Annotated in this window: 23 protein-coding genes; 8 read left to right on the top strand and 15 right to left on the bottom strand. The window is 65.4% G+C overall.

The window, feature by feature from the left end; genetic code table 11:
* The first annotated feature begins 68 nt into the window (after positions 1–68).
* From QGN30_RS18690 to QGN30_RS18710, 5 genes are read left to right on the top strand one after another with little or no spacing between them, the layout of a single operon-like run.
* A complete protein-coding gene (locus QGN30_RS18690) occupies positions 69–1,343 on the top strand; it encodes a cytochrome P450 (protein WP_014382040.1) in 1,275 nt (424 codons plus the stop codon).
* Entirely contained in the window at positions 1,340–2,143 is an 804-nt protein-coding gene (locus QGN30_RS18695) for an enoyl-CoA hydratase/isomerase family protein (protein WP_011724944.1), read from the top strand. Before QGN30_RS18690 ends, QGN30_RS18695 begins: the two co-directional genes overlap by 4 nt.
* A complete protein-coding gene (locus QGN30_RS18700) occupies positions 2,137–2,571 on the top strand; it encodes a Zn-ribbon domain-containing OB-fold protein (RefSeq protein WP_009953857.1) in 435 nt (144 codons plus the stop codon). Before QGN30_RS18695 ends, QGN30_RS18700 begins: the two co-directional genes overlap by 7 nt.
* Complete coding sequence (locus QGN30_RS18705) at positions 2,568–3,491, top strand: SDR family NAD(P)-dependent oxidoreductase (RefSeq protein ID WP_009953855.1); 924 nt, start codon at positions 2,568–2,570, stop codon at positions 3,489–3,491. Before QGN30_RS18700 ends, QGN30_RS18705 begins: the two co-directional genes overlap by 4 nt.
* Positions 3,488–4,078 carry a nuclear transport factor 2 family protein gene (locus QGN30_RS18710; protein ID WP_014382038.1) on the top strand — a complete coding sequence of 197 codons (591 nt, stop codon included), beginning with the start codon at positions 3,488–3,490 and terminating at the stop codon, positions 4,076–4,078. The genes QGN30_RS18705 and QGN30_RS18710 overlap by 4 nt, the downstream gene beginning before the upstream one ends.
* On the opposite strand, the gene QGN30_RS18715 is transcribed toward QGN30_RS18710, so the two are convergent.
* From QGN30_RS18715 to QGN30_RS18735, 5 genes are all read right to left on the bottom strand, one after another.
* A complete protein-coding gene (locus QGN30_RS18715; RefSeq protein ID WP_014382037.1) occupies positions 4,075–5,676 on the bottom strand; it encodes an AMP-binding protein in 1,602 nt (533 codons plus the stop codon). The genes QGN30_RS18710 and QGN30_RS18715 overlap by 4 nt on opposite strands.
* A 16-nt stretch (positions 5,677–5,692) precedes the next feature.
* On the bottom strand, positions 5,693–6,514 hold the full coding sequence (locus QGN30_RS18720; protein ID WP_014379538.1) for a mycofactocin-coupled SDR family oxidoreductase: 822 nt from the start codon (positions 6,512–6,514) through the stop codon (positions 5,693–5,695).
* Positions 6,511–7,350 carry an NAD(P)-dependent oxidoreductase gene (locus QGN30_RS18725; protein ID WP_225330865.1) on the bottom strand — a complete coding sequence of 280 codons (840 nt, stop codon included), beginning with the start codon at positions 7,348–7,350 and terminating at the stop codon, positions 6,511–6,513. Before QGN30_RS18725 ends, QGN30_RS18720 begins: the two co-directional genes overlap by 4 nt.
* A gap of 25 nt (positions 7,351–7,375) precedes the next feature.
* A complete protein-coding gene (locus QGN30_RS18730; RefSeq protein ID WP_009953850.1) occupies positions 7,376–8,533 on the bottom strand; it encodes a cytochrome P450 in 1,158 nt (385 codons plus the stop codon).
* Positions 8,534–8,845: 312 nt separating this feature from the next.
* Positions 8,846–9,925 carry a hypothetical protein gene (locus tag QGN30_RS18735; protein WP_009953849.1) on the bottom strand — a complete coding sequence of 360 codons (1,080 nt, stop codon included), beginning with the start codon at positions 9,923–9,925 and terminating at the stop codon, positions 8,846–8,848.
* Between the two features lie 242 nt (positions 9,926–10,167).
* On the opposite strand from QGN30_RS18735, the gene QGN30_RS18740 reads away from it, so the two are divergent.
* Entirely contained in the window at positions 10,168–10,770 is a 603-nt protein-coding gene (locus QGN30_RS18740) for a TetR/AcrR family transcriptional regulator (RefSeq protein WP_020188803.1), read from the top strand.
* Positions 10,771–11,050: 280 nt separating this feature from the next.
* Here QGN30_RS18740 and QGN30_RS18745 read toward each other — a convergent pair whose 3' ends face one another.
* From QGN30_RS18745 to QGN30_RS18760, 4 genes are read right to left on the bottom strand one after another with little or no spacing between them, the layout of a single operon-like run.
* On the bottom strand, positions 11,051–11,260 hold the full coding sequence (locus QGN30_RS18745; protein WP_009953846.1) for a hypothetical protein: 210 nt from the start codon (positions 11,258–11,260) through the stop codon (positions 11,051–11,053).
* A 4-nt stretch (positions 11,261–11,264) separates the two neighbouring features.
* On the bottom strand, positions 11,265–11,720 hold the full coding sequence (locus QGN30_RS18750; RefSeq protein ID WP_009953845.1) for a Zn-ribbon domain-containing OB-fold protein: 456 nt from the start codon (positions 11,718–11,720) through the stop codon (positions 11,265–11,267).
* Positions 11,717–12,916 carry a thiolase C-terminal domain-containing protein gene (locus QGN30_RS18755; protein WP_033722644.1) on the bottom strand — a complete coding sequence of 400 codons (1,200 nt, stop codon included), beginning with the start codon at positions 12,914–12,916 and terminating at the stop codon, positions 11,717–11,719. The genes QGN30_RS18750 and QGN30_RS18755 overlap by 4 nt, the downstream gene beginning before the upstream one ends.
* A gap of 4 nt (positions 12,917–12,920) precedes the next feature.
* Positions 12,921–14,057, bottom strand: a complete 1,137-nt coding sequence (locus QGN30_RS18760; RefSeq protein WP_009953842.1) for an amidohydrolase family protein — start codon at positions 14,055–14,057, stop codon at positions 12,921–12,923.
* A 136-nt stretch (positions 14,058–14,193) separates the two neighbouring features.
* Here QGN30_RS18760 and QGN30_RS18765 point away from each other — a divergent pair, with 136 nt between their 5' ends.
* Entirely contained in the window at positions 14,194–14,880 is a 687-nt protein-coding gene (locus QGN30_RS18765; protein WP_009953840.1) for a TetR/AcrR family transcriptional regulator, read from the top strand.
* Between the two features lie 4 nt (positions 14,881–14,884).
* Here the strand turns inward: QGN30_RS18765 and QGN30_RS18770 are convergent, their stop codons facing one another.
* A complete protein-coding gene (locus tag QGN30_RS18770; protein ID WP_014382035.1) occupies positions 14,885–17,350 on the bottom strand; it encodes a CaiB/BaiF CoA transferase family protein in 2,466 nt (821 codons plus the stop codon).
* Between the two features lie 224 nt (positions 17,351–17,574).
* On the opposite strand from QGN30_RS18770, the gene QGN30_RS18775 reads away from it, so the two are divergent.
* The gene (locus QGN30_RS18775; RefSeq protein ID WP_009953838.1) at positions 17,575–18,111 is read left to right on the top strand and encodes a PaaI family thioesterase; all 537 of its coding nucleotides are present in this window, start codon (positions 17,575–17,577) and stop codon (positions 18,109–18,111) included.
* Between the two features lie 9 nt (positions 18,112–18,120).
* On the opposite strand, the gene QGN30_RS18780 is transcribed toward QGN30_RS18775, so the two are convergent.
* Genes QGN30_RS18780 through QGN30_RS18800 form a run of 5 tightly spaced genes read right to left on the bottom strand, consistent with a single transcriptional unit; the run spans position 18,121 to position 23,814 of the window.
* Positions 18,121–18,936, bottom strand: a complete 816-nt coding sequence (locus tag QGN30_RS18780; RefSeq protein WP_009953837.1) for a mycofactocin-coupled SDR family oxidoreductase — start codon at positions 18,934–18,936, stop codon at positions 18,121–18,123.
* 13 nt (positions 18,937–18,949) lie between these two features.
* Complete coding sequence (locus QGN30_RS18785) at positions 18,950–20,449, bottom strand: class I adenylate-forming enzyme family protein (protein ID WP_009953836.1); 1,500 nt, start codon at positions 20,447–20,449, stop codon at positions 18,950–18,952.
* Positions 20,450–21,610: an acetyl-CoA acetyltransferase gene (locus QGN30_RS18790; protein ID WP_009953835.1), complete on the bottom strand. Its 1,161-nt coding sequence runs from the start codon at positions 21,608–21,610 to the stop codon at positions 20,450–20,452.
* A complete protein-coding gene (locus QGN30_RS18795; RefSeq protein WP_014379533.1) occupies positions 21,607–22,635 on the bottom strand; it encodes an acyl-CoA dehydrogenase family protein in 1,029 nt (342 codons plus the stop codon). Before QGN30_RS18795 ends, QGN30_RS18790 begins: the two co-directional genes overlap by 4 nt.
* A 6-nt stretch (positions 22,636–22,641) precedes the next feature.
* Positions 22,642–23,814 carry an acyl-CoA dehydrogenase family protein gene (locus tag QGN30_RS18800; protein WP_009953832.1) on the bottom strand — a complete coding sequence of 391 codons (1,173 nt, stop codon included), beginning with the start codon at positions 23,812–23,814 and terminating at the stop codon, positions 22,642–22,644.
* Positions 23,815–23,843: the final 29 nt, after the last annotated feature.

The raw sequence follows: 23,843 nt of genomic DNA on the forward strand, positions 1-23,843 counted from the left end.
ACATTGCCCGATCTGATCCAGCACCCCGGCATTGCCTATAAGTGACATGGGTGCCAGAATCGGGTGCTGTGAGCGCGATCGACACCGACGAGCAGCAGTTCGCACCACTGATCGATCTGCGGTGGTGGCAGGAGCGTCCGGCTGAACGGAGCGAGCTCTACCGGCGCCTTCGCGAGGCCGGCGGCCCGGTGTTCGTCCGCACCAACCGACCCGACTCGCCGCGGCCCCGAGGGTTCTGGGCGATCGGCGCCCACCGCGACGTCGTCGACATCAGCCGCCGCCCCGGCGACTTCAGTTCCGGGCAGGGCACGCAGATCTTCGACCAGACCGCCGAGATGCGCGAATACCGCGGCTCCATCATCGACATGGACGATCCCGAACACATGCGGCTACGCAAGATCGTCTCGCGGGGCTTCACCCCGCGCATACTCTCCGAGCTGCGTGGCCTGGTCGAAGAGACCACCGCCGAGATCCTCGAGGAGATGCCGCGCACGGGTGAGTGCGACTTCGTCTCTTCGTTCGCCACGCTGCTGCCGCTGCGCATTATCGACACCATGCTCGGCGTTCCACGCGAACACGAACAGTTCATCCTGCGGGCGACCAATATCGTGCTCGGCGCCTCGGACCCCGAGTACGTACCCGACCAGACCGTCGCGGGCATCGGAGCCGCGGTCACCAAAATCAGCGAGCAGCTCATCGAGTTGCTCAAGGGCATCGCCGAGGACCGCATCGCCCATCCCCGCGACGACGTGATCAGCAAACTGGTCAACTCCGACGAAGAAAACCTCACACCCCAGGAGCTGGCGAAGTTCTTCATCCTGCTGATCGGCGCGGGCAACGAGACCACCCGCAATGCACTGACCCACGGGCTGCTCATTCTCAGCGCCCACCCCGAGCAGCGCGACCGACTGTTGGCGAACTACGACGACATGGTGTCCACCGCGGTCGAGGAGATCCTGCGATACGCCAGCCCGGTGATCCACTTTCGCCGTACGGTGACCCGCGACGGCGTGACGCTGACCGACGCCCACGGCGAGGTCACCCACACCTTCAACGCCGGCGACAAAGTTGTGGTCTGGTATCCCGCCGCCAACCGCGACCCCGCGGTCTTCGACCAGCCGGAGCGCTTCGACATCGCGCGGAAACCCAACAACCACATCGCTTTCGGCGGCCCGGGACCGCACTATTGCCTGGGTGCGCACCTGGCCCGGCTTGAGCTGAACGTGGCATTCCAGATGCTCTACGCGCGCTACCCCGACATCACCGCCGCGGGCGAACCGGTCATGCTGAGGTCGAACTTCGTTAACGGCATCAAACACCTGAAGGCCACGTACACACCATGAACACGCAGGCAGCAGTTTTGTCCGACATCGCGGACGGCGTCTTGACGATCACCCTGAACCGGCCCGAAGCCGCCAACGCGGTACGTCCCGACGACCGCGATGCCCTCATCGCGCTACTGGCCGCCGCCGACGCCGACGAGAAGGTACGTGTGGTGGTGCTGCGGGCCAACGGCAAGCACTTCTGCTCCGGCGCCGACGTTGGATCGCTCGCCGAACGGCGCGCGCGGGGCGAGAAGCGAGTGCTGGAGCCGACCCGGCGCATCATGAACGGCGCCCAGAAGCTGGTGGCCAGCGTGCTGGACTGCAATAAACCGGTGATTGCCGCAGTGCATGGTGCGGCCACGGGCCTGGGGGCCCACGTCGTGTACGCCTCCGACCTGGTGATCGCTACTGAAAACGCCTACTTCGCAGAGTCATTCGTCAAGCGTGGGCTGGTTGTCGACGGCGGCGGCTGTTATCTACTGCCCCGCCGCATTGGCATGCAGAAAGCCAAGGAGATGGCGTTCTTCGGCGAAAAGCTCTCAGCCACCGAAGCATTCACGCTAGGTCTGGTGAACCGGGTGGTCAGCGCCGCCGACTTCGACGCTACGGTCGCCGACTTCGCCGGCCGGTTGGCCGGAGCGCCGACCTCCGCGATCGCGTTCACCAAACGGCTGCTCAACGACTCACCCGACACCGACCGCTCCGGTGCATTCGTCGCGGAGGCAATGGCACAGGAGATCCAGTCGTATTCACACGACTCCACCGAGGGCGTGCAGGCGTTCGTGGAGAAACGACCGACCGAGTTCACCGGGTGGTAAAGGTGGCTCGCGCTGACATTCCGACCATCGACGCGGCAAGCGCTCCCTACTGGGAGGCCGCCAGGCAGGGTCAATTGTTGATCGCCGAATGCTCAGCGTGCGGCAAGGTCCATCACTACCCCCGCCCGTTCTGCCCGTTCTGCTGGAGCGAGGACGTTGCGCCCGTACAGGCCAGCGGAACTGGAACCCTCTACACGTATTCGACTGTCTACGTGAATGATCTGGCGCCGTTCAAGGAGCGAGTGCCGTATGTCGCCGCGCTCGTCGAACTGACCGAAGGCCCTCGGCTGATGACGACGATTGAAGGCGCGGACTTCGACGACCTTCGGGTCGGAATGCCGGTTACCGCCGTCTTCCGCCCGGTCGACGACACCGATCCCGACAGCCCCTATCTGACAGTCTTCACACCTAGCGAGGAGAACCCATGACCGGACTGCTCGATGGCAAAGTCGCCCTGGTGACCGGGGCGGGGCACGGCATCGGCCGGGGCCACGCTCTCGAACTCGCCAAGCACGGCGCCACCGTGATCGTCAACGACCTCGGCACCAGCCTGTCCGGCGAGGGCACCGGCAAGGTGGCCGACGAGGTGGTGGCGATCATCGAAAGCCGCGGTGGTACCGCTGTTTCCGACTTCAGCGATGTCGGCGACGAGGAGCAGGTCGACCTCGCCGTCGAGCGTGCCTACTCGCAGCTGGGGCGGCTGGACATCGTCGTCAACAACGCAGGAATCGTTCGCGACAAGGCGATCTGGAACATGACCGCCGACGATTTCGACCTGGTGATGCGGGTGCACGTTCGCGGTAGCTGGCTCACCAGCCGCGCGGTCGCTCGCAAGTGGCGCGCGGAATCGAAGGAATCCGGCGGAAAGGTCTACGGCCGAATCATCAACACCACCTCCGGCGCCGGTCTGCACGGCCACTTCGGGCAGACCAATTACAGCGCGGCCAAGGCCGCAATCGTCGGTCTGACCCAGACACTGAGCCTGGAGTTGGCGTCGATCGGCGCCACCGTCAACGCGATCAGCCCGGGTGGGCGCACCCGGATGTCGGCCTCCATGCCCGGCGCGCAGGCTCCGATCGAGCCCGACGAGCGCGCGGAGGACGAGTTCGACCCCAAGGACCCCTCACTGGGGTCGCCGGTGGTGGCCTGGCTGGCCAGCCCCGAGGCCGGCCACGTCAGCGGTCAAGTGATCCGTGCGATGGGCGAACATCTCCAGCTCCTGAAGGGCTGGCACCCCGTCGCGTCTGTCTCGAATGGCGAAAAGCGCTGGGATGCACAGAAACTCGGCGCCATCATGGCCACCGACGTGTTTGGCACCCGAAACACGGGCCTGCGGCTCGGAGGATGACTACCACGGCGGACGTCGAAGAGGTCGAGCGGGAGTTCCGGCGGTATTTCATGACCGGGCCGGTACTCGAGGACTGGCACGCCTGGGCACACCTGTTCACCGACGACGCGACGTACTTCGACCACTTCTACGGAACGTTCACCGGCCCGACGGAGATCACTAAGTTCCTCGAGGGAACGATGGGTGCCGCACCGCAGGTCTACAGTCCGCTGGTCTGGTACATCGTCGACGGCACGCGGGTCGCATACAAGGTGCTCAATCGCGCCGACAATCCGCAACCGGGCGGTCTGCCCATCGACTTCCCCTCGTATCAATTCATCGAGTATGCCGGCGGCGGCAAGTGGCGTTCCGAGGAGGACGTTTGGATTCCGGCCGAGATGAAGCAATTCGCGAAGCGCTATGCCACGGCCGCCGACGCGCATCCGCAAACGCTGCAACAGAAGTTGCGCCGCGAGGACTGGGGCTCCTGGGTGGACTGGGCACGCCCCGAACCGGGACATAAGGCAGCGCCGTCATGGCTGGACAAGGCCGGCTTCACGCCGTTCTCCGGCATTGCGGACATCGACTTCGGGGTCCGGTCACACTAACGCCTAGCGGCGCCGAAGTGGTCACTGCGCAGTTGCGCCTTGCGCACTTTGCCCAACGACGTGCGCGGTAGCTCGTCGACGATGGCGAGACGTTCCGGGGTCTTCTGCCGGGCCAGCCCGGATGCCGCGAAGTGGGCCCGCAGGTCGTCGAGGTTGAGCGCATACCCCGGTTTGAGGACCACGACCGCGGCGACCACGTCGCCGTAACGCGAATCCGGGGCCGCGACGGCAACGCCGTCGGCGACGGCGGGATGTGCGTTGAGCACCTCTTCGACCTGACCGGAGGAGATGGTCTCGCCACCGCGGATGATGACGTCCTTGATCCGGTCGGTGATGGTCAATCTGCCGTGGGCGTCAAGGTGCCCGAGATCGCCGGTGCGAAACCAACCGTCGTCAGTGAACGCCTCAGTGTTCAAAGCGGAATCCTGGTATCCGATGAATTGATCGGGACCGCGCACGACGACCTCGCCACCTATCCCGATCGGGCAGTCCGTGCCGTCTGACCCGACGATGCGAATCTCGGAGCCCGGGAGCGGTTTTCCATCGGTACCCAGCCGGGCCCACTGCGGCTGTCCCTCGTGTTCGCCGGTGACGGTGGGATGTTCGGTGGCGCCGTAACTGCGGAAGGTGCTGATCCCGGCTTGCGCAGCACGCCGGCCGATCTCCTCGGCGACCGGTGCGGCGCCGACCAGAAACTCCCGCAGACTTGCCAGCTTGTCTCCGGTGTCACCCAGATCAAGGATGCCCGCGAGGTGAAATGGTGTGCCCGCGGTGCAGGTCACGCCGAAACGGTGCACCACCTCGACCGCCCGCGCCGGGTCCCAACCATCCATGAAGACAGTCCGGGCGCCGCTGAGCAACGGCCGCAGCATCGACCCGACGCCCGCGATGTGGCCCGGCGGAAAGGTCACCAGCGACACGTCGTCGGGCTTACCGGCCAGCAGCGCCGGCATGGTTCTCTGCTCGGCGAGAACCGTGTTGTTGGTGTGCTGTACGCCTTTAGGCGCCGACGTGGTGCCCGATGTGTACAGCAGCAGACAGACGTCGTCGGCGGCCACTGCGGGGCGCCGGTACCGGGCGGCGGGTGTGTCCAGTTGCGACCACGCGAGATAGCCCTCGCCCGGCTCGGCGTCCAGCATGACGACATGCTGCAGCGAGTCGATCCGCGAAAGATCTTGCAGCCTGTTGCTATACACGATCGATCCGTGCCGCTCTGGCATGATCAGTACCTTCGCAGCCGACTGGTCGAGAACGAAGGCCACCTCGGCCATACCGTAGATGTGCACGATCGGCACCAGCACTGCCCCGCACAACAACACCGCCTGATACGCGACTGCACACTCGACACGATTGGTCAGCTGTACCGCGACGGCGTCGCCGTCGCGCACCGCCAGCCGCTGCAACGACGCCGCCAACGCCACGGCCCGGTCGTGGATTTCGCATACCGTCGGACTGGACACCGAATCGCCGATGACGAATGTCAACGGCACGTCCTTGTGCTCGACCGCCCCCGCTTCGAAGGCGTCCAGGCAGGTGCGGTCGGAGTACCAACCGGCGCTATACCACTTGTCGCGCAGCTGACGGTGGTCGAAAGGCATCAGATCCGGCGCTTCGCTAGAACTGCGCCATGCCCTGGTCGACCGACAAACGGGTGGCGGTCACATAGCGCGACTCGTCGGAGGCCAGCCAACACACCGCGGCGGCAACGTCTTCCGGCTCGCAGGCCCATTGCGGCAGGAACGGGGTCCCCATGTTGTTCAGCGTGGGGTTGGTCTCGATCGCGGCGAACAGCGCGGCAATCATGTCGCCACCGCCCATCGGAGTGTTGACCGGACCGGGATGCACGCTGTTGACCCTGATGTCGTGCTTGCCCAGCTCCGCGGCGAAGGCCCGGGCCATCCCTGTGACGGCATGCTTGCTAGCGGTGTAGTGCACCATGTAGGGCTGCACCTTGACACCGGCGTAGGAGCTGATCAGGATGATCGACCCGCCCCGACCCCCGTCGATGATCCGCTGCGCGCCCGCCATCACCGTGTTCCACGTGCCAGTCACGTTGACGTCGATGATGTCGCGAAACGACTCGGGCGTGATCTCGTTCCACGGCGCCGGGACACATATTCCGGCGTTGGCCACGATGACGTCCAGCCGGCCGTAGGCCTCGACGCCCTCGTCGACGGCCGTCCGCAGCGCATCCAGATCGCGGATGTCCGCGGCGGTAGCCATGATTCGGCCACCTGTCGCTTTCACCATCTCCACCGTCTCGGCGAAGTCATCGGCGGTGGCCGACGGGTAGCGCACTGAGTCAGGTAATGGGCCCGCCAGGTCGACGGCGATGATGTCGGCCCCTTCTTCGGCCATCCGCACCGCGTGTGCACGGCCCTGTCCCCTTGCGGCGCCGGTAATGAAGGCCACCTTCCCCGCGAGCCGGCCCGTCATCGGTCTGACCCTGCGGTCGCCGAGTCGACGTCCAGGGCCAGCGGCCCCTCGAGCACAGCGGTGCCCAACAGTCCCAGCTCCACACCCGCCTCGGCCGCCGCCTCACGGCACGCCGAGATGTCCTTCCGCAGGAACGGCCCCGCCAGTTCTTCGAAACGATCCATCCCGCCGATGCGATGGGCGTGGGCGGCCACATGGCTCCCGGCGCTGCACACCTGCAGGGTGGACAGCAAAACACTCGGGTCGACACCTAGCCGAACGCCCAGATGCGTTGCTGCACAGAGAAGTTGAGCATTGGCTGCGAATAGAAGATTGTTGATCAACTTGAGCGCCAACGCGCTGCCCAGTGCGCCGGTCGCCACCACCGGGTCGGCATATGCGGCCAGGATCGGCGTCACCGAGGCGACGGCATCACTCGGCCCGCCGATCAACACGGTCAGCGTGCCCGCATCGATGTTCTCGACGGTGCCACTGACCGGCGCGTCGAGGACGATCGGCGCCGCGGCAGAACTGTCCCGCAACGCCTCGAGGGTGGACAGTGTGCCCGTCGTGTGAGAGACGAACACCGCACCCGGCTTCGCATTGGCGATGAAACCCTCTGGACCGAGCCCGGTTTCGCGCAGCTGGGCGTCGGAGAAGAGGCACGAGATGAGGACGTCGCTCCCGCGCGCGAGGTCGGCCACCGAAGCGGCCGCCACCGCACCTTTCGCCTCCAAACGCCGGCGAATCTCCTCGCGGCGGGCGTACACCGAGACATCGTGGCCGGCGCCGAGCAATCGCTCGACCATCGGCTCGCCGAGTTGTCCGGCGCCGAGGAATCCGACGGTGTTGGGCATTGTGCTTTCCTATGGGTCGACGGCCTCAGCCCCACGTCAGGTTCAGCGAATCCACGCCGAACACCTGACCGCCGTGCTCGATAGGCTGCCCCGAGACTTCGTACTCCGGAATGCGCTTGTGCCACTCCTCCAGCACCACCGCCAGCTCCTGTCGGGCGAGATGCGAACCCAGGCACCGGTGCGGGCCGCCGCCGAAGGACAGGTGACGTGTGACGCCGCGGTCGAAGTCGACCGTGCGGGCATTGGGGTAGGCCGATTCGTCCCGGCCTGCGAACGCCAACGAGAACGACGCCATGTCGCCCGCCTTGACCGGGCACCCATGGAAGTCCATGTCCCGGGTCGCCTTTCGCGCGGTCTGCACGATCGGATAAACCCGGAGCAGTTCCTCCACGGCCCTCGGAATGAGCTGCGGTTCGGCGACGATCCGGGCGCGGTCGGCCGGATGGGTGGCCAGATGCAGCATTGCGTACGACAGCTGGTTGGAGACCGTGTCGAGCCCGGCCATGAACAACAACAGCAGGCAGTTGAGCAGCTCCAGGTCGTTGATCGGTTCGTCGTCGATGGTCCAGTCGATGGCCTTGCTGACGATGTCGTCGGCATCCGGGTCACGGTTCTCGCGTCGCTGTTGAATCAGGCCCGAGAAGTAACCCATCACATGCGTCATGCCCTCGAGCCGGGCCGCGTTGACTTCCTCGCCCACCCCGCTCTGATGCAGGATCATGTCCTCCCAGGCCAGGAACTTCTCGAGATCCTCCACGGGCATGCCCATGATCGTCAGGAAGACCGTCGACGGGAACACCCGCGAGATCCGCGCAACGAAGTCGCACCCACCCTCGCCCGCGACCTGGTCGATCAGTTCCGCGGCCAACTTCTGCTGCGCGTCGCGCAGGCCCTTGACGCGACCCGGTGAGAAGTACTCGGCCAGCACATGGCGCCACTTGGCATGGTCGGGCGGGTCGATCATGATCGGGATCCACTTGTACGGCGGCTCCGGTTCCGTCGGCACGATGACGCTGCTGGACCAGAGCTCCGGGTGCTGGAGTCCGTCCAGGATCACCGAGTTGTCGGTGAACACCCAGTAACCAATGCCGGCCTCGGTGTTGCGGAAGACCGGCCGGGCCTCGTCCTGACACTCATCCAGCAGATGGAAGTGCGCTAGCGCCGGCGACTCCGGAGTGTTCATCTCAATATTCTTCACGGGACATGTTGCCGTAGGCCGATTCTCGCTCATGACGTCCTTCCGTAGCGGCAGCGAACGAGCGCGAAGTCCAAGCACCCGCGGGTCGCATACTACGGCAGTCGACTGTCATAATCGATCGAAATCGTGGCCGATGCTCGCCCGGCGACTCAGCACACTAGGTTAACTATGTTAAACGGCGAGCGCAATACCGCTGGCTGGGTCGGGGGCATCCCCTCTGGACGCCCGATTCTCGTCGATCACCGGCGCGCCATGCTGACGGTATCGGGGCTCGCCAAGATGACTACGTGTGGGGCCTTACGGTGTTAGTAGTGGTGCGCCGCTGCCGAGGGGGCTGGTCAGTCCCCATTCGGCAAAACAGGTGTCGTTTTCGCTGTCTTTGATGGGGATGGTCTTGCCGTCGGGTGAGGTGAACTGGCCCTGACTATGCACGAAGTAGTTGTAGTGCGTCCGTGTGCCTTCAGAGAGTTGGAACGAGTAGATGGATCGGCTGTAGGCGGTCAGCGCCAGCTCGACCCGGCCTTCGGGCGAGTCGAGCTTCACCCGGAATTTGACCGGAGGCCGGATGTGGGTCTGCGGGTCGAACCAATACTCTTCCTCTTCGACGGTGACCTGGTCCCAGTCGTAGAAGATTTCTTTGCCGTCGGTGAACACCACTCGGCTGTAGACGACGCCGGAATCAGGACGTGCGTAGAGGAAGATCTGCAGTTCGTCACTGCGATACAGGTGGTAGAAGTATTGGACCGGGAAGGAGCGGGCCTCGACGACCCAGTTCTCCCCGAAGACGAGATGCTCGTTGATCGAATACGAGTGCTCCTCGAGTTCATATTTTTTGCCCCTGGCGGTGATGGTGCCGCTGGTTTTGGCCCAGAAGTCGCGGCCGCCGCGTCCCTCGGTGGGAAGGTCTTCCCACGTGCCGATGTACCAGTCGGGTTCGCTCGTTCGCTCCATGGTGACATCGACATCGACGCCGAGGTGTTCACCCGTGATGTCCCAGAAGGGAGGCCGGGCGATGATTGCCCGGTCACCTGCCTGCCAGACCACCCGGTCGGTTTCCTTCGTGATCGTGTAGTCATCGACGCGGTGGATCGGGTCGATGCGATGGCTGATGAAGTCGTTGTCCTCGATTTTCTGCCGGTCATACGGTGCGGCGTGGAACGTGGTGTTGTTGATGATCGTGTCGCCGACTCCCCAGACAGATCCACCGACGCGGTAATGCAGAGCGATGAGCAGAACATTCTCGCCCTTGGCTTTTCCGAAGATCCCAGCCCCCATGTCCTCGAGGAAGTGGATACCGGTGTACCGGTCGGCCAGCTCTTCACGGCGGCCGATCTCTTGGTCGAGAGTGATGGCTGGCGAGGCTTCTACGTTGGTCATGTGTGTGCGATCTCCTCAGACGTCGGTGTCTAATCCATGGATCGGTCATGGCGTGGGCCGGCATGGCGTGGTAGGGATGACGGCTCGGCTGAGCAACCATCTCAAGGTTTCATGATCACTGATCACGCAATGCTTGACGCTAGCGTTATGGGGAGGTCGACGCAAGGTTTTGGGCGCATTCTCCCGACGAGATTCTTCGGCGCCTAGGCAGCTCACGCTCGCGTCGACGTAGGGTGCAGGCTGTGGCCAGACCAAAGATTGAGCGCGATCCAGCCGTGACCCAACGCATTCTCGACGTGGCGCTGGACGTGATGACTGAGTACGGGACGGCGGCTCCGATGCGGGAGATTGCGCGCCGTGCGGGCATCTCCTATGGCGTTGTGTACAAGCACTTTCCAAGCCAGTCGGCGCTCTTGGCGGCGGCCACCGGGACTCAGTACAGGCGAGTTCAGCAGGCCTGGCTGGCGGCCCAGGACATTGAAGATCCGATCGATCGGATCATCGCTATGTGCATCGCGCCCTTTGAACTCTTCGCAGAGATCGCCGGTTTCCGGTCCGCGTCCTTCATGACCGTAATCGCCGACCCGAATACGAAAACCCGAGTGAGTGCGATCGCCGCGTCGGCGACCGGGTTGTTCCATCAAGCCATTCAGCAGGCCCAGCAACAGGGCTACTTCCGAGGCCTCCCCGAAGACGCCCTTACCCGAATGCTCATCGGCATCCCGGTCGTCTATACCTCGGACTACCTTGTGCCCGAAGAACCGGATTGGCGACAGCTCGAGCAGGACATCGGCCGCCTGATCCGAGAACTCGCCGAGGCGACGCGAATCGCCTCGGCGGTGTAGCAATCGCCGCGGTAACGACTCGAAGACGATGCTCTTGGCGCATACCGCAAACATCGAATAGATGCGCCCTGCTGCGAGTCTCGGGAAGTATGCGGTGGGCTCGCCACAATCTTTAAGCAGAGCCTTCAGGGTCCGGGCAGTCCAGTGTCGGGCTAATTGGTGATGGCAACGGCATTGTCGCCGGGCGGCCGCATGTGAAGGTTCTGTTTCCGATCCGCTCCGGCCATAGGGCACCGGTAACGCGAGATTCTGCCCGAATGCACATCCAGCTCCTCAACGATTATTCGGCCGCACTGCCCGTGTGAATGCGGGCTTGCCGCAGGCCTTCCTGCGGATCGTCGACGTCGACGTCCCAGTCGCCGCACGAGCACGTACAACGGAAGTGACCATTGACAGGCAGGATTGCCTGGCCGTCACACGATCCTCCGGTGTTGGCAATGCTGGTGAGGAACTCCAGGGGCTTTTCGTGGAGAGCGCTGTCATCGGACATGGCGTTACTCCTTGGCGTTGGGGGAGGCCGCGGCTCGGAAGACGGGGAGCATCCAGCCATCCGTAATCGGTGAAAAATCAACGTGCACAGACATTCCTATCGTGATGTCGGCGGGTGCGACGTCGACGATGTTCGAGACCAGTCGCGCACCGGGCGCGTCGGGCAGGTCGAGGACCGCGGGCACCAACAACAGATCGGGCATGCCCGGGAAGCCGTGCACGACGGCGAAGCTGTAGACGACCGCCTGGCCGCTGAGTTCGACCCAGTTCACCGCGTTTGATTGGCAATTGGGGCAAAACGGTGTCGGGGGCAGCCGGAAGGTCTGACAGTCGCCGCACTGCGGGGCCACCAACCGCCGCTCCTTCGCGGCGATCCAGAACGGCTCGGTGTCCTTGTTGACCGCGATCCGCACGTGTTCGCCCGGAATGGTGGTGGCCAGGGTGACCGCGGCGGTGCTCATGCGGCGCGTCCCAGAATCAGCCCGCTCACGGGCAGGCTTGCCGGCCCGCCGGTGACCAGAGCGAGTTCGGCGTCGCGGACCTGGTTGATGGCGGTGCCGCGCATCTGCTCGACTCCTTCCATGATGTGGGTCATCCCGATGATGTAGGCCTCGGAGAGCTGACCGCCGTGGGTGTTGACCGGAATCGAGCCACCGTCGTAGCGAATCGCTCCGCTTTCGACGAACGCGCCGCCCTCCCCCTTGCCGCAGAATCCGTAGTCCTCGAGCTGCATGAGCACCATCGGGCTGAAGTGGTCATAGAGCAGGGCGACGTCGATGTCGGCGGCGCTGATAGCGGCCTGCTCGTAGAGCCGCTTGGCGATGGGCGCATTGCCCGAGGAGGCGAAGTATTCGTCGGGCATGCCCATCCAGGCGAACGCCCTGCCCCAGTCGCGGACGCCGCCGTGGGCGGCGGCAACCACCGGCACCGGCGGTTGCCGCAGATCCCTGGCCCTGTCCATGCTGGTGGTGATGACTGCGACGGCGCCGTCGGTCTCTTGACAGAAGTCGTAGAGACACAAAGGTTCTGCGATCATCCGCGCATTGAAGTAGTCGTCCAACGTCAGCGGTTGGCGATGCATGGCCTTTGGGCGATTGAACGCATTCGCCCGCGTGGAGAGTGCGATCTCGGCGAACGCCTCGCGGCGCGTGCCGTAGAGGTGCATGTGCCTGCGCGCCAGCACCGACATCAACTGACCGGGCCCGAACAGGCCGGATGGTTGGAGGAACGAGTTGATCGGATCGGGGTCCATGGCCGAAAACACCGAGCCCAGGCGTTGTTTGGACTGTTGCAGCGCCATCACCGTCACCACCACCGAGGCGTCCCCGGCGACGATGGCCGCCCGCGCCAGGCCGATCGCGCCCGCGGAGCCGCCGCCGCCGGAGGTCAGTGCGGCGGTGAACCGGACTTCCGGAATGCCAAGCGTTTCCATGAAGTCGGCGGTGTCCATCTTCTCCGTGTAGCCCGCGCTGGCGCCTGAGTAGTAGGCGAACCCGTCGACGTCGGTGACGGGAAGGCCGGCGTCATCACACGCCGCCAGGATGGCCTCGCCGGCCAACTCGGTGATCGACTTCGGTAATGACCCGCCGCGCTTGTAATAGGGCGTGGCACCGACACCCACAATCGCAACGTCGCGCAGTCCAGACGAAGTAGCCACGCGCTCAGAACTTTTCGGCCGGGATGGGCGGCACGTCGGGGAACAGTTCATAGAACGTGCCCTGGGTGATGCGCAGCCGGGTCTCGTCGCTGACCCCGTCGAACAGTCCCTTCAGGGTGTCCTGGGTGTGCCCGAAGGTGCCTTCCATGTGCGGGTAGTCGCTGCCGAACATCACGTTCTTGTAGCCCATGTGCTCGTAAGCGGCGACGGCGGTCTCGTCGTGCTGGAATGACGCATAAACCTGGCTGTAGAGAATCTCCTTCGGACTACGATTCAGCTTGGGCCGCACCGCCATATGGTGCTGGCGATAGCCCTCGACCATCCGGTCGCCAAGGAACGGCACCCAGGTGGCGCCACCTTCGGAGATCAGCACCCGGAGGTCGGGGTGGCGGTCTAAGGCACCGGAGGCGACCATCTTCATCGCCGCCCGCTGACCGGAGAACGTGGTCTCGGCGTAATTCATCACGGCCCCGCCCGGCCCGCGGTACACCATGCCCGCCCCGCCGCTCGCGCCACCGACCGTCATGTCGACCGGATCGGTGCCGATGTGGAACGCGATCACCATGCCGGCTTCCTCGGCTGCCGCCCAGAACGGTTCCCACTCCTTGCGGTGCCAGTCCGGAGCGCTCGGATGAGGAGTGGTCGGCAAGAACACGGCCTTGAAGCCTTTGCCTGCGGCCCAATGCAATTCCTCGATTGCGTCCTCCACGATCAGTGTCGACACCTGGGCGGTCACCACATAGCGCGGTGACACCGCGCAGATCTCCTCGAGTGCCCATTCGTTGCTGGCGCGCATGCACGCCTTGAGCAGTTCGGGGGTGCGGAAAGTCGATCCCCACATGCCCAATGACGGGAAGATCACCTCACCCCAGACACCCTCCTTGTCCAAGTCCGCCAACCGCGCCTTCGCGTCGCGGATGCCCTGCGGCTTCATGCTCTCCTCGATGAAGGCCTCCATCGCCGAGGACGGCAGCTTGCGCCGGAAGATCTGTCCGTCGACCGAGACCGTCTCGTACTCGCCGTCGGGATCCTTCTCCGCGTGCGGCGTCAGCTCGGCGAGCGCCTTGGGCAACCGGGACTGCCACAGGTCGTCGGGCTCCAGGAAGTGGGAGTCACCCGAATTCGTCCAGATCATGCTCATTGGCCCTCCACGGATCCGTCGCTCCTTCGGATGATGCCAGCTGCTCTCGCGCAAGTCCAGTATTTCTAATACATAGCCATTATTATTTGGTCCAAGGTGCGACGCCAGTAAGACTTAGGCGGACTGGAGGAGGCCCATGGCGGAGCTGCGAACTGAGTCGGCCGCGGGCGCGCGGAGGCGCAACGCGTCGGGTGAGTCGACCCGGGTGATGTTGATGGAGGTCGCCGAGCGGCTGTTCGCCACGCGCGGCATCGAGGCGGTGACGTTAAGGGAGATCCAACTAGCGGCCGGGCAGTCCAACACGTCGGTGATTCGCTATCACTTCGGCTCTCGCGAGGGTCTGATCCGCGCCCTAATCTCCTACCGCCAGGCGTCCCTCGGGATCGATCGCCAGAAGATGCTCGCGAGCATGCGCGAGGAAGGAAAAGAGGCGGACCCGCGCGCCGTGGTGTGGCTGATGGTGCGCCCACTGGCCAACAGCATCGCCGCGGGCGAGATGTTCGCGCCGTTCCTGGCCCGGCTCATGGAGGATCCGCGGGCCCGCAGCGACTACTGGCCGGACCACGTCGACGACGAATGGACACAGGAGAAGCTGGAGAAACTGGTAGACGCCGCGCTGCAGGACCTGCCTGAGCGGATCCGGCGCGGCCGTACGTTTCAGCTGTACATCAGTCTGATCAACGTGCTGGCCGCCTCCGCCCGCGTGGGGCATGGACTCAGCGAAGCGCAGCTGCACAATTACGTGGACACCTGGGTCGGAATGCTGACGGCGCCGGTGTCCTACGAGACCCGCGCGCTGATCGCTGAGCGCGACGATAACTGAACGCTCAGCCGCCGCCGACGATCTCTCTGGCTCTCAGGTCGGCGATCGCCGCCTCGTCCAGTCCGATTTCGCGCAGCACCGCCTCGGTGTGTTGCCCGATGGTGCATCCCGCGTCGGCCCGTGTCCGCGAGCGCGAGAACCGGCACAGCGGTGCGAGCCGCCGGTGCTCCTCGAAAATCGGGCTGTGGGCGTCCACGGCATAGCCTGCCTCGTAGTACGGATCGCTCTGCAGCACCAACTCGGAATTGGCCTCCACCACCTCGACGCAGCCGACGTCCTGGGCGGACAGTTCGTGCTCCCACTCCAACTTGGTCTTGTTGGCGAACACGGTTGTCAGTACGGAGATCAGCTCGTCGTCGTGCGCCGCGCGAGATTCGGCATCGGTAAAACGCTCGTCGGCGTGCAAGTCGACGTAGGGCGACATCGCCTTCGTCAGCGCCGGCCATTCGCGCGGCAACGGTGCGGCGAGAAAGACGTAACCGTCTGCCGCGCGGTACATCCGGTACAAGGCATTCATGCCGAAGAATTGTTCGTCGGCGGCTGCCTCGGCGGGACGGGACGCATAGCTTGCGCTGTAGGCGATCATCGCCTGCTGCGCGGTGGCGAGCATCGTGGTGACCACGTTGGACATCGGTCGTCCCATCCGCTTGGCATACAGCGCGACCAGCAGCGCAGAACCGACACCGTGCGCGGCGATGCCGTCAGATTGCACTGCGGGCACGGCCCCGCCCGCGTGCAGTTTGACCGCTCGGCGGTGCAGGTCATCCAAGTCGGTGGCCGGCTCGCCCGTGTCGTGGCTGTCGACCAGCGCCAGCCCGGATGCCGCACCGACCGACGGCGCGTAGGCGGCGCGGTGCGCGAAGGGTCCGTCGACCCCGTAACCTGAGGTCGTCACGAACGCCAAGTCCGGGTTGACCGCCCGCAGCGACGCCTCGTCGATCTTCGCCCGCTCGGCGGCCTTGCCACGGAAGCACTGCAGCACGATGTCGGACCGCTTGGCCAGTTCGTACACCAGCTCAAGGCCTTCGGGCTTGGTGAAGTCAATCGCGACGCTTTCCTTGCCCTGCAACACTTTTGCGCCGCCCGCCTCGGGGAACGCGACCAGATTGCGGATGTTGTCGCCTTCCAGCGGCTCGACCTTGATGACGCGAGCGCCCAGGTCGGCCAGCAGGGTCGCGCCGTACGGTCCCGCGAACATGCTGCCGAACTCCAGCACCGTCACGCCCGTCAGCGGCGGTGCGTCGTGGTCCGCGTGCCGTGCGGGTAGTGCGGCCCTGCGCACTTGGCCGAGCTGCTCGAAGGTGACCGAGTCGTTGTGCTCGCCGACTCGCGGAGCCGGCCGAAGCGGGGTCAACGGCTTGCCGTCAGCGTGAATGAGGGTCGACGGCTGCCGTACCGGCCCGAGATCGGGATCGATCACGGTCGCGGCGCGGCCTTCGTGAGCGGTTTGCGGGTGATCCAGTGATTCCTCGGGAGTTCGGAACAGTTCGCCGCTCAGGTCAAGGTTTTCTGTCATGGCCCGCTGCCATTCGGCGAGCGTGCGGGCCCCCACCCGCTCGATCATCATGTCCCACCACTCGGTGCGAAGTTCGGGGGTCGGCAGCATCGGAAAACCCTGCCACTTCGGGTCCGCGAGGTCCCCCAGCAGGTCCAGTTCAGTCAGCCAAGCGCCGATCAACTTGGGCGACACCTGAGCGAACTGTAGCCAGCGACCGTCCTTCGTCGGACAGACCAGGAGTGCGTAGATTAGGTAGGCCTGGGGCCGGCCCTGGTCGTCGTAGGCGGCGTCCATCGGTTCGAAGGCGCCCGGATACCGTTCCAGCACCATCTCGTAAAACCAGTTGTACGGATCCATCGAACCCATGCCGGTCACCAGATTGGTCTCGACGGTTTGGCCGCGCCCACTGCTCTCCCGCTCAAGGAGCGCGGCAAGCACGCCCTGAACAGCGGCGTGGGCGGCGCCCCAAGAGGCATAGGCGAAGGTGGTGTAGGCCGGTCCCGGCCTCGTGGTCAGTCCGCGCTTTTCGTGCATGACACCCGTCTTCGCCATCACCAGGGCCTCCCAGCCCTTGTAGTCGCGAAACGGCCCGGTCGATCCCCAGCCCGTGATCGTCGCCACGACAAGTCGCGGGTAGGCCTCCGACAATGCGTCGGGGGTAAGTCCGATGCGCTCGGCCGTGGTCGGCCGCATGGTGTTAACCATGACGTCGGCGCGGCGCAGCAAAGCACGCAGACGCTCCAGATCAGCCTCGTCATGCAGGTCCAATGTCACGCTGAGCTTGCCACGCAGCAGGGCGGGCCAGCCCGCGAGCTCGCGCAGCGGACTACCGTCGAGCGGCTCGACCATGATCACCTCGGCACCGCAGTCGGCGAGGAACTGCGTCGCCTGCGCTCCGGGCAGCGTTGTCGATAGGTCGACCACCACGAGACCAGCCAGTGGACCGCCCGACGCCGTACCGACTTCCGGCATGTTCGCTCCTAGGGTGTGCTGGCAGGTCTCGTTCGACGTGTTGTGACGCACGCCACGCCAGCATCGCAGCGACCAAGATTAATGTCAATGCATTAGTCTTGCCGCGTGACTGAGGGGTGTGCGAAGTGATCCATGAACGGCAGACACAGGGTGGTTTCCCGCCCATGCGGACCTGGCAGGAGCCGACCGTAAGCAGCCCGGGTGGCGGTGCTGAGTACGGCGACATGATCGCCGCGCTGCGCAATTTCCTCGACCATGTGGCAGCGGCCGCTCCGGACGTGGCGACCACAGTGGACCTCACACAGGACTTGAACGGGTGGGCCAACCGGGTGGCCCAGTTTGCAGTACCTGAGCGCAGGCAGATCTTCGCCCGCCGGCTTGATCTGCCCGGCCGCGGACAAACCATGTCCCCCAACTTCATTCCGCTCGGCGGCGACCACCAGAGCGTGCACGGGGTGGTCACATTCGGCCGCTATTTCCTCGGCGGTGGTGGCGCGGTGCACGGCGGGGCCATCTCGCTGCTATTCGATGAGGTGCTCGGCCGGCTGGCCAGTAGCGGCGACCGGGCGCCTGCGCGAACCGCCTACTTGCACACCGACTACCGATCGATCACACCGATCGGCGAGGAGCTCGCGGTGCGCGCCTGGTTCGTCAGCGAGCAAGGACGTAAGCGGATTCTGCGGGCGACGATCACTCACGGTGACACTCTGTGCGCCGAAGCAGAGGGACTGTTCATCGTCCTGCGACCCGACCAGCCCTGAGCCGTCCGCTCAGCGCACCGCGAATCCGGCATCTAGCGGCCACGCCACCCCGGTGATGAATTTCGCCTCGTCGGAGACCAGCCACGCCACTGCGCCGGCGATGTCCTCGGGCATCAGGATCTGAATCGGCAGCGCATTCTGCATGGCGGCCACTGCCGTGTCGTTGGCCTCGAGCAGCTTGCCCATGGTTTCGTTCATCACCATGCCGGTCGCCACGCCGGTGGGGTGGATGGTATTGACCCGAATCCAATACTGCGCCAACTCATTCGCCCACACCTGCATGAGCCCGACCAGTCCCCGCTTGGCGGCGGTGTAAGCCTGTCCGCCTGCCCGGTCGGTACCGGTGCCCTTCAATCCCGCACTGGAACTCGTCAGCACGATGGATCCGCCGCGGCCGCCGTCGATGAGGGCGGGGATAGCGGCCTCGACGGTGTTCCAGACTCCGATGAGGTTCACGTCGACGATGTCGCGGAAGATCTGGCTGCGGTCTCCCTCGCCGCCGAGTCTGATGATGCCGGCGTTGGCCAGGACGATGTCGAGACGGCCGAACTCGCGGACGCCTTCGTTGACGGCCTGTTTTAAGGCATCGGCGTCGCGGACGTCGGCTTGGTGGGCAATGATCCGCCGACCTTGGTTCTCAACGAGCTTGATGGTTTCATCGAGATCGTCGGGCGTGGCGTTGGGGTAGTCCATCGAGTCGATGTCGCGGCAGATGTCCACGGCCACGATGTCGGCGCCTTCGGCGGCGAGCCGAACGGCATGGGCGCGGCCCTGCCCTCGCGCCGCGCCGGTGATGAACGCCACCCGTCCGTCGTGTCTTCCCATAGCTAGATTCCTCTCATCGTGTCGATTGTCGACGCTGAATATCTCTGTCACGCTGGGTGATCAATTCGCGCAGGGCTAGCCGGTCCGGCTTGAGCATCGCCGTCAAGGGCAGCTCATCAACAATGAGCAGCTCGTCGGGGGCCTTGTAGTCGGCCAGTTCACTTGCCACGTGGGCGCGCAGTTCAGCCAGTGTCGGCGGACCGGTGGCGTCCGCGGGTACCACGCACGCGACGCCGATTTCTCCGATCACGGGTGCGGAACGGCCAATCACGGCGGCATGTTTCACGCCGGGGTGCCCGGTGAGCGTCCGCTCCACCTCACCGGGATGCACGTTGTAGCCACCCCGGATGTACATGTCACCGCGGCGCCCGACAAGTGTGATATTGCCGTCGTCGCCGAGCACGCCGACGTCGCCGGTGCGCAGCCACCCGTCGCGCAGCACCTCTGCGGTGAGTTCCGAGTTGCGCCAGTAGCCACGCATCACACACGGGCCGCTCACCTCAAGTACGCCGTCCGATCCGATCCGCACGTCCATTCCCGCGGCAGGCCGTCCCACGGTGCGGAATTGAACCTCGGGGGCGTCGTCCGGTTCGGTGCCGCTGATGGTCGGGCACTCGGTCATCGCGTACCGCACGACCAGCGGGACCCCGATGCCCTCGGCGACCCTGCGTACCAGTTCGGGTGGCGCCGGCGCTGTGGCCACCACTCCGATCCGCAAGTGCGGCAATGCCTTCGAGGTCACTCCATCGACGTCGAGCAGCTTGGCCCACTGGGTCGGCACCGCGCCCGCCACGGTGACTCGCTCGTCGCGAAGGACGTCGAACATGCCCTGGGCCGACCACGGTGTCGGGGGCACCACCAGCGTGCTGCCCCAGACCAACTGATCCCAGAGCTTGAACATGTAGCCGGCGTGGGCGAACGGCGTGGACGTGAGCCGCCGGTCATAGGGCGCGCTCATCACGCCTGACGCTGCCGCGCCCGCGGCCAGCCGGTCGGCGTCGAAGGCTGCACCTTTTGGCGTCCCCGTCGTGCCACTGGTGAAGATCAACGCAACAACGTCCCGGCGATTCAACTCCACCGAAGGCGGCGCCGAGCGCGATGTGTCACGGCACAGCGCATCCCGCGACAGCAGCCGATGCCCGGTGCCGGGTAACGCATCAAGCAGTCCGTCAGCGACGACCAACGCCGGATCTGCCTGCTGCAGAATCGATTCGATCTCTCTGCGGCCCAGTCGCGGGTTCAGCCCGGTGGTGATCGCACCGATCATGGCCGCCGCGGCGTAGCACGTCGCGTAGTCGATGCCCGACGGCAGCCACAGCACGACCACATCGCCCTTGCCGACGCCGAGGTCGGCAAACTGGGTCGCGACGCTACGAGCCCGACCGATCCACTCCGCGAACGTGATTCGCGCCCCCGGCTCGACGTAGGCCTCGATATCGCCGTGAACGGCGGCCGCCAGCTCCAACATCGCGCGGGTATCCACGACGTCGGAGCTCAGCGGTGCGCGGTCCACCTACGGCTCCTCGGCGCCGAGAATCATTGTGCCGCTGGAGCAGAACCAGCCGCCGGTGCCGCTGACACAGGCGATCTTGGCATCGGGCACTTGGCGCGGGCCGCATTCGCCGCGCAACTGTCGCGCAGCCTCGACCAGCAGGAACAACCCCCGCTGACCGGGGTGGCACGCCGACAGCCCGCCACCGTCGGTGTTGGTGGGAAGCGCGCCGCCCAGGCGCAGCGCACCTTTCTCGACGAAGGCACCCCCCTCCCCCTTGGGGCAGAAGCCGAGGTCTTCGATGGTGAGCAGCAACATGTAGGTGAACGCGTCGTAGATTTCGGCGACGTCGACGTCGGACGGCGAGACCCCGGCGCGGGCGAAGGCCAGCGGTCCGCTGACCGCGGCCGGGCCAACGGTGAGGTCGTCCCACTGGGAGGTGAGCATGTGCGAGGTCGTTTCCGCTGAACCCAGCACCCAAACTGGCTTACTACGTAGATCCTTCGCACGTTCCGCACTGACGAGCACTGCCGCGGCCCCGCCGTCGCTGCGAATGCAGCAGTGCAGCTTGGTGAACGGGTCGGCGATCATCGGTCCGCCGAGCACGTCGTCGATAGTGATCGGTTCGCGATAGTAGGCATCGGGATTGTCGGCCGCGTTGAACCGCGCGGACACAGCGACCTCGGCCAGCTGCTCGATCGTGGTGCCATAAGTGAACATGTGCCGCCGCGCAGCCATGGCGTACTTGGAGATCAGGGTGTGGCCGTAGGGCGCTTCCCACTGTAGGGGTCCGCGTGCGCCCCAGTTGATGTTGGCCCCCCGCAATCCCTTTCGAAGATCCGAGCGGGCGGTCGAGCCGTACGTCAGCAGGACCACGTCGGCGTGCCCAGCGGCGATCGCATCAGCCGCGTGGGCGGCCATCACCTCCCACGACGCTCCCCCGACCGCGGTGGAGTCGATCCAGCGGGGCCGCAGACCGAGATACTCGCCGACATCGACCGGGGGCAGTGTGCCCTGGCCGGTGGAGGCCAACCCGTCGACGTCATCGGGTGTCAGACCGGCATCCGCCAGGGCGCGGCGGCTGGCCTGGGCGATCAGCTCGTAGGGTCCCTTGTCGTCGACCCGGCCGACGTCGGACAGGGCGACGCCCGCGATGGCTGCGGCCCCAGCGGCGCCGCTCACTGGGCGCGGTCCTGGGCCAGCAGTTCGGCCAGCACGTCGGTGGGCTCACCGAACAAGTGCCGAAACACGTGCGCGCGCTTCAGATACAGGTGCATGTCGTTCTCGAATGTGTAGCCCATCCCGCCGAACACCTGGATGCCCGCGGCGGCATTCTCGACGGCCGCCGACCCGGCCACCGTGAGGGCCGACAGCACCTGCATCAAGGCGTCGGCGCGGCCACTGCCGACAGCGATCGCAGCGAAGAACGTTTGCGCCTGAGCGGCCTCGGCAGCGATCTCCATATTGACGCAGGCGTGCTTGATCGCCTGGTGCACCCCGATCGGCTTGCCGAACTGCACACGAGTCTTGGCGTGTTCGGTCGCCGACGCTGCGGCGGCCGCGGCCAATCCGGTGAGATAGCCCGCCGCGAGTACCGTGGCGCGTCCCCAGATCCATTCGTCCTCGGCGGGCAACCAGTGCAGGGGTTCGGCGGATTCGACCGTGGCCGAGGATATTCGGGTACCCGGGTCTGCGGCGGTCACGGATTTAAGCGGTCCGAAGGAATCGATGCCGACCAGTGCGGCACCGCTGCGGGCCACCAGCAGGGCGTGCGAGACACCCGCCGGGTCGAACAAATCGAAAGTGCCTTTGACCGGGCGCACGTCGCCGTCGCCGCGCAATACCGCGAGGGCCACCGATGCCGCCCCGGAGCCGATCCGCTGCGCCAGCGCGTCGTCGCCGCAACGGGCGGCCACCCGGGCGCCCAACGTGCATGCCAGGAACGGCCCCGGCGCGAGCCGCTTGCCGAGCTCAACGAACAGCAGAGCCTCGTCGTCCAACCGCCGGCCCGACCCACCGGACGCCTCGTCGAGCCCGAGTGTGAGCAGGCCCAGCTCGGCGCATTCTCGCCACAGTGACTCGGGAATCGGCGCTTCGGCGTGACGATTAGCGCGGATCCGGTCCACTGGCATCCGATCGGCGAGGAATTCTCCTGCTGCCGTAATGATTTCGAGTTGCTCAGCTCCGGGCAGCAGGTCCACCGTCATCTCCTCTCATCGCGGCAGCCCCAACACTCGTTCGCCGACGATGTTGCGCTGAATCTCCGACGTTCCGCCGCCGATGGCTTGGGAGAAGCTGTAGTAGTAGTAACCGACCCAGCCGTCGACGTCCCAGCGCGATGAATACCGGACCGAGGCGGGACCGACAACATCCATCGCCAATCTGCCGATCTCCTTGGCCAATTCGGCATACATCAGCTTGACGATCGAACCCCGCGGGCCGGGCGTCTCGGTCTTCATGGCCTCGCAGATATTGGTGTAGGTGAGCGCCCGCAGCGACGCCACCGAGGCGCGGGCCCGCGCCAGCCGTCGCGCGATGTCGTCGTCGGCGATGGCGGGCCTGCGGCCGTCCGGCCCGACATGGTCGCGGGCATAGTCGATGAGGTCCTCGATGATCTTCGCCAGCCGCACCTGGTTGGCGGTGAACGCGGTGCCGCGCTCGAAGGACAGGGTGGCCATCGCAACCGACCAGCCTTCGCCGACATCGCCGACCACGTTGCTCAGCGGGATTCGCACATCGTCGTAAAACACTTCGCAGAATTCCGAGCCGCCCTCGATGGTCTCGATAGGGCGGACGTCGATGCCCGGCGTGCTCATGTCACAGATCACCCAGGTGATGCCCTTGTGCTTGCTGCCGGTGTTGTCGGTGCGCACCAGCAGCTCCTGGTAATCGGCGACGGTGGCGAAGCTGGTCCACAGCTTCTGCCCCGAGACCACCAGGTCCTCGCCGTCCACCACCGCCTTGGTACGCAATGCCGCCAGGTCCGATCCGGCGTCGGGCTCGGAGAAGCCCTGACACCAAATCACTTCACCACCAAGGATTTTCGGCAAGTGAAAAGACTTCTGTTCGTCGGTGGCCCTGGTGATCAGGGTTGGCCCGGCGTGCGAGTTACCAACGAAGCATGCATCGATGCCGGGGAACCCCCGCGCGGCGTACTCCTCGTACCAGATCAACTGCTGAAGCAGCGTCAGCCCCTTGCCGCCGTATTCGGTGGGCCAGGCGATGCCGGCCCAGCCGCCCTCGGCCTGAGTGCGTTGCCAGGCAAGGTCGTATTCACGGATCCCCGCGTCGTCGCGCGGGCGGGGTTCAGCCGGTTTGTTCTCGTCGAGCCATGTGCGGACCTGGTCACGGAACTCGAGCTGGTCAGGCGTGAAGTCGAGATCCATGATCCGGAATTCTAGGTGACACGACAGTC

This window comes from Mycobacterium sp. 3-98 (genome assembly GCF_035918355.1).
GTDB classification, from domain to species: domain Bacteria; phylum Actinomycetota; class Actinomycetes; order Mycobacteriales; family Mycobacteriaceae; genus Mycobacterium; species Mycobacterium intracellulare.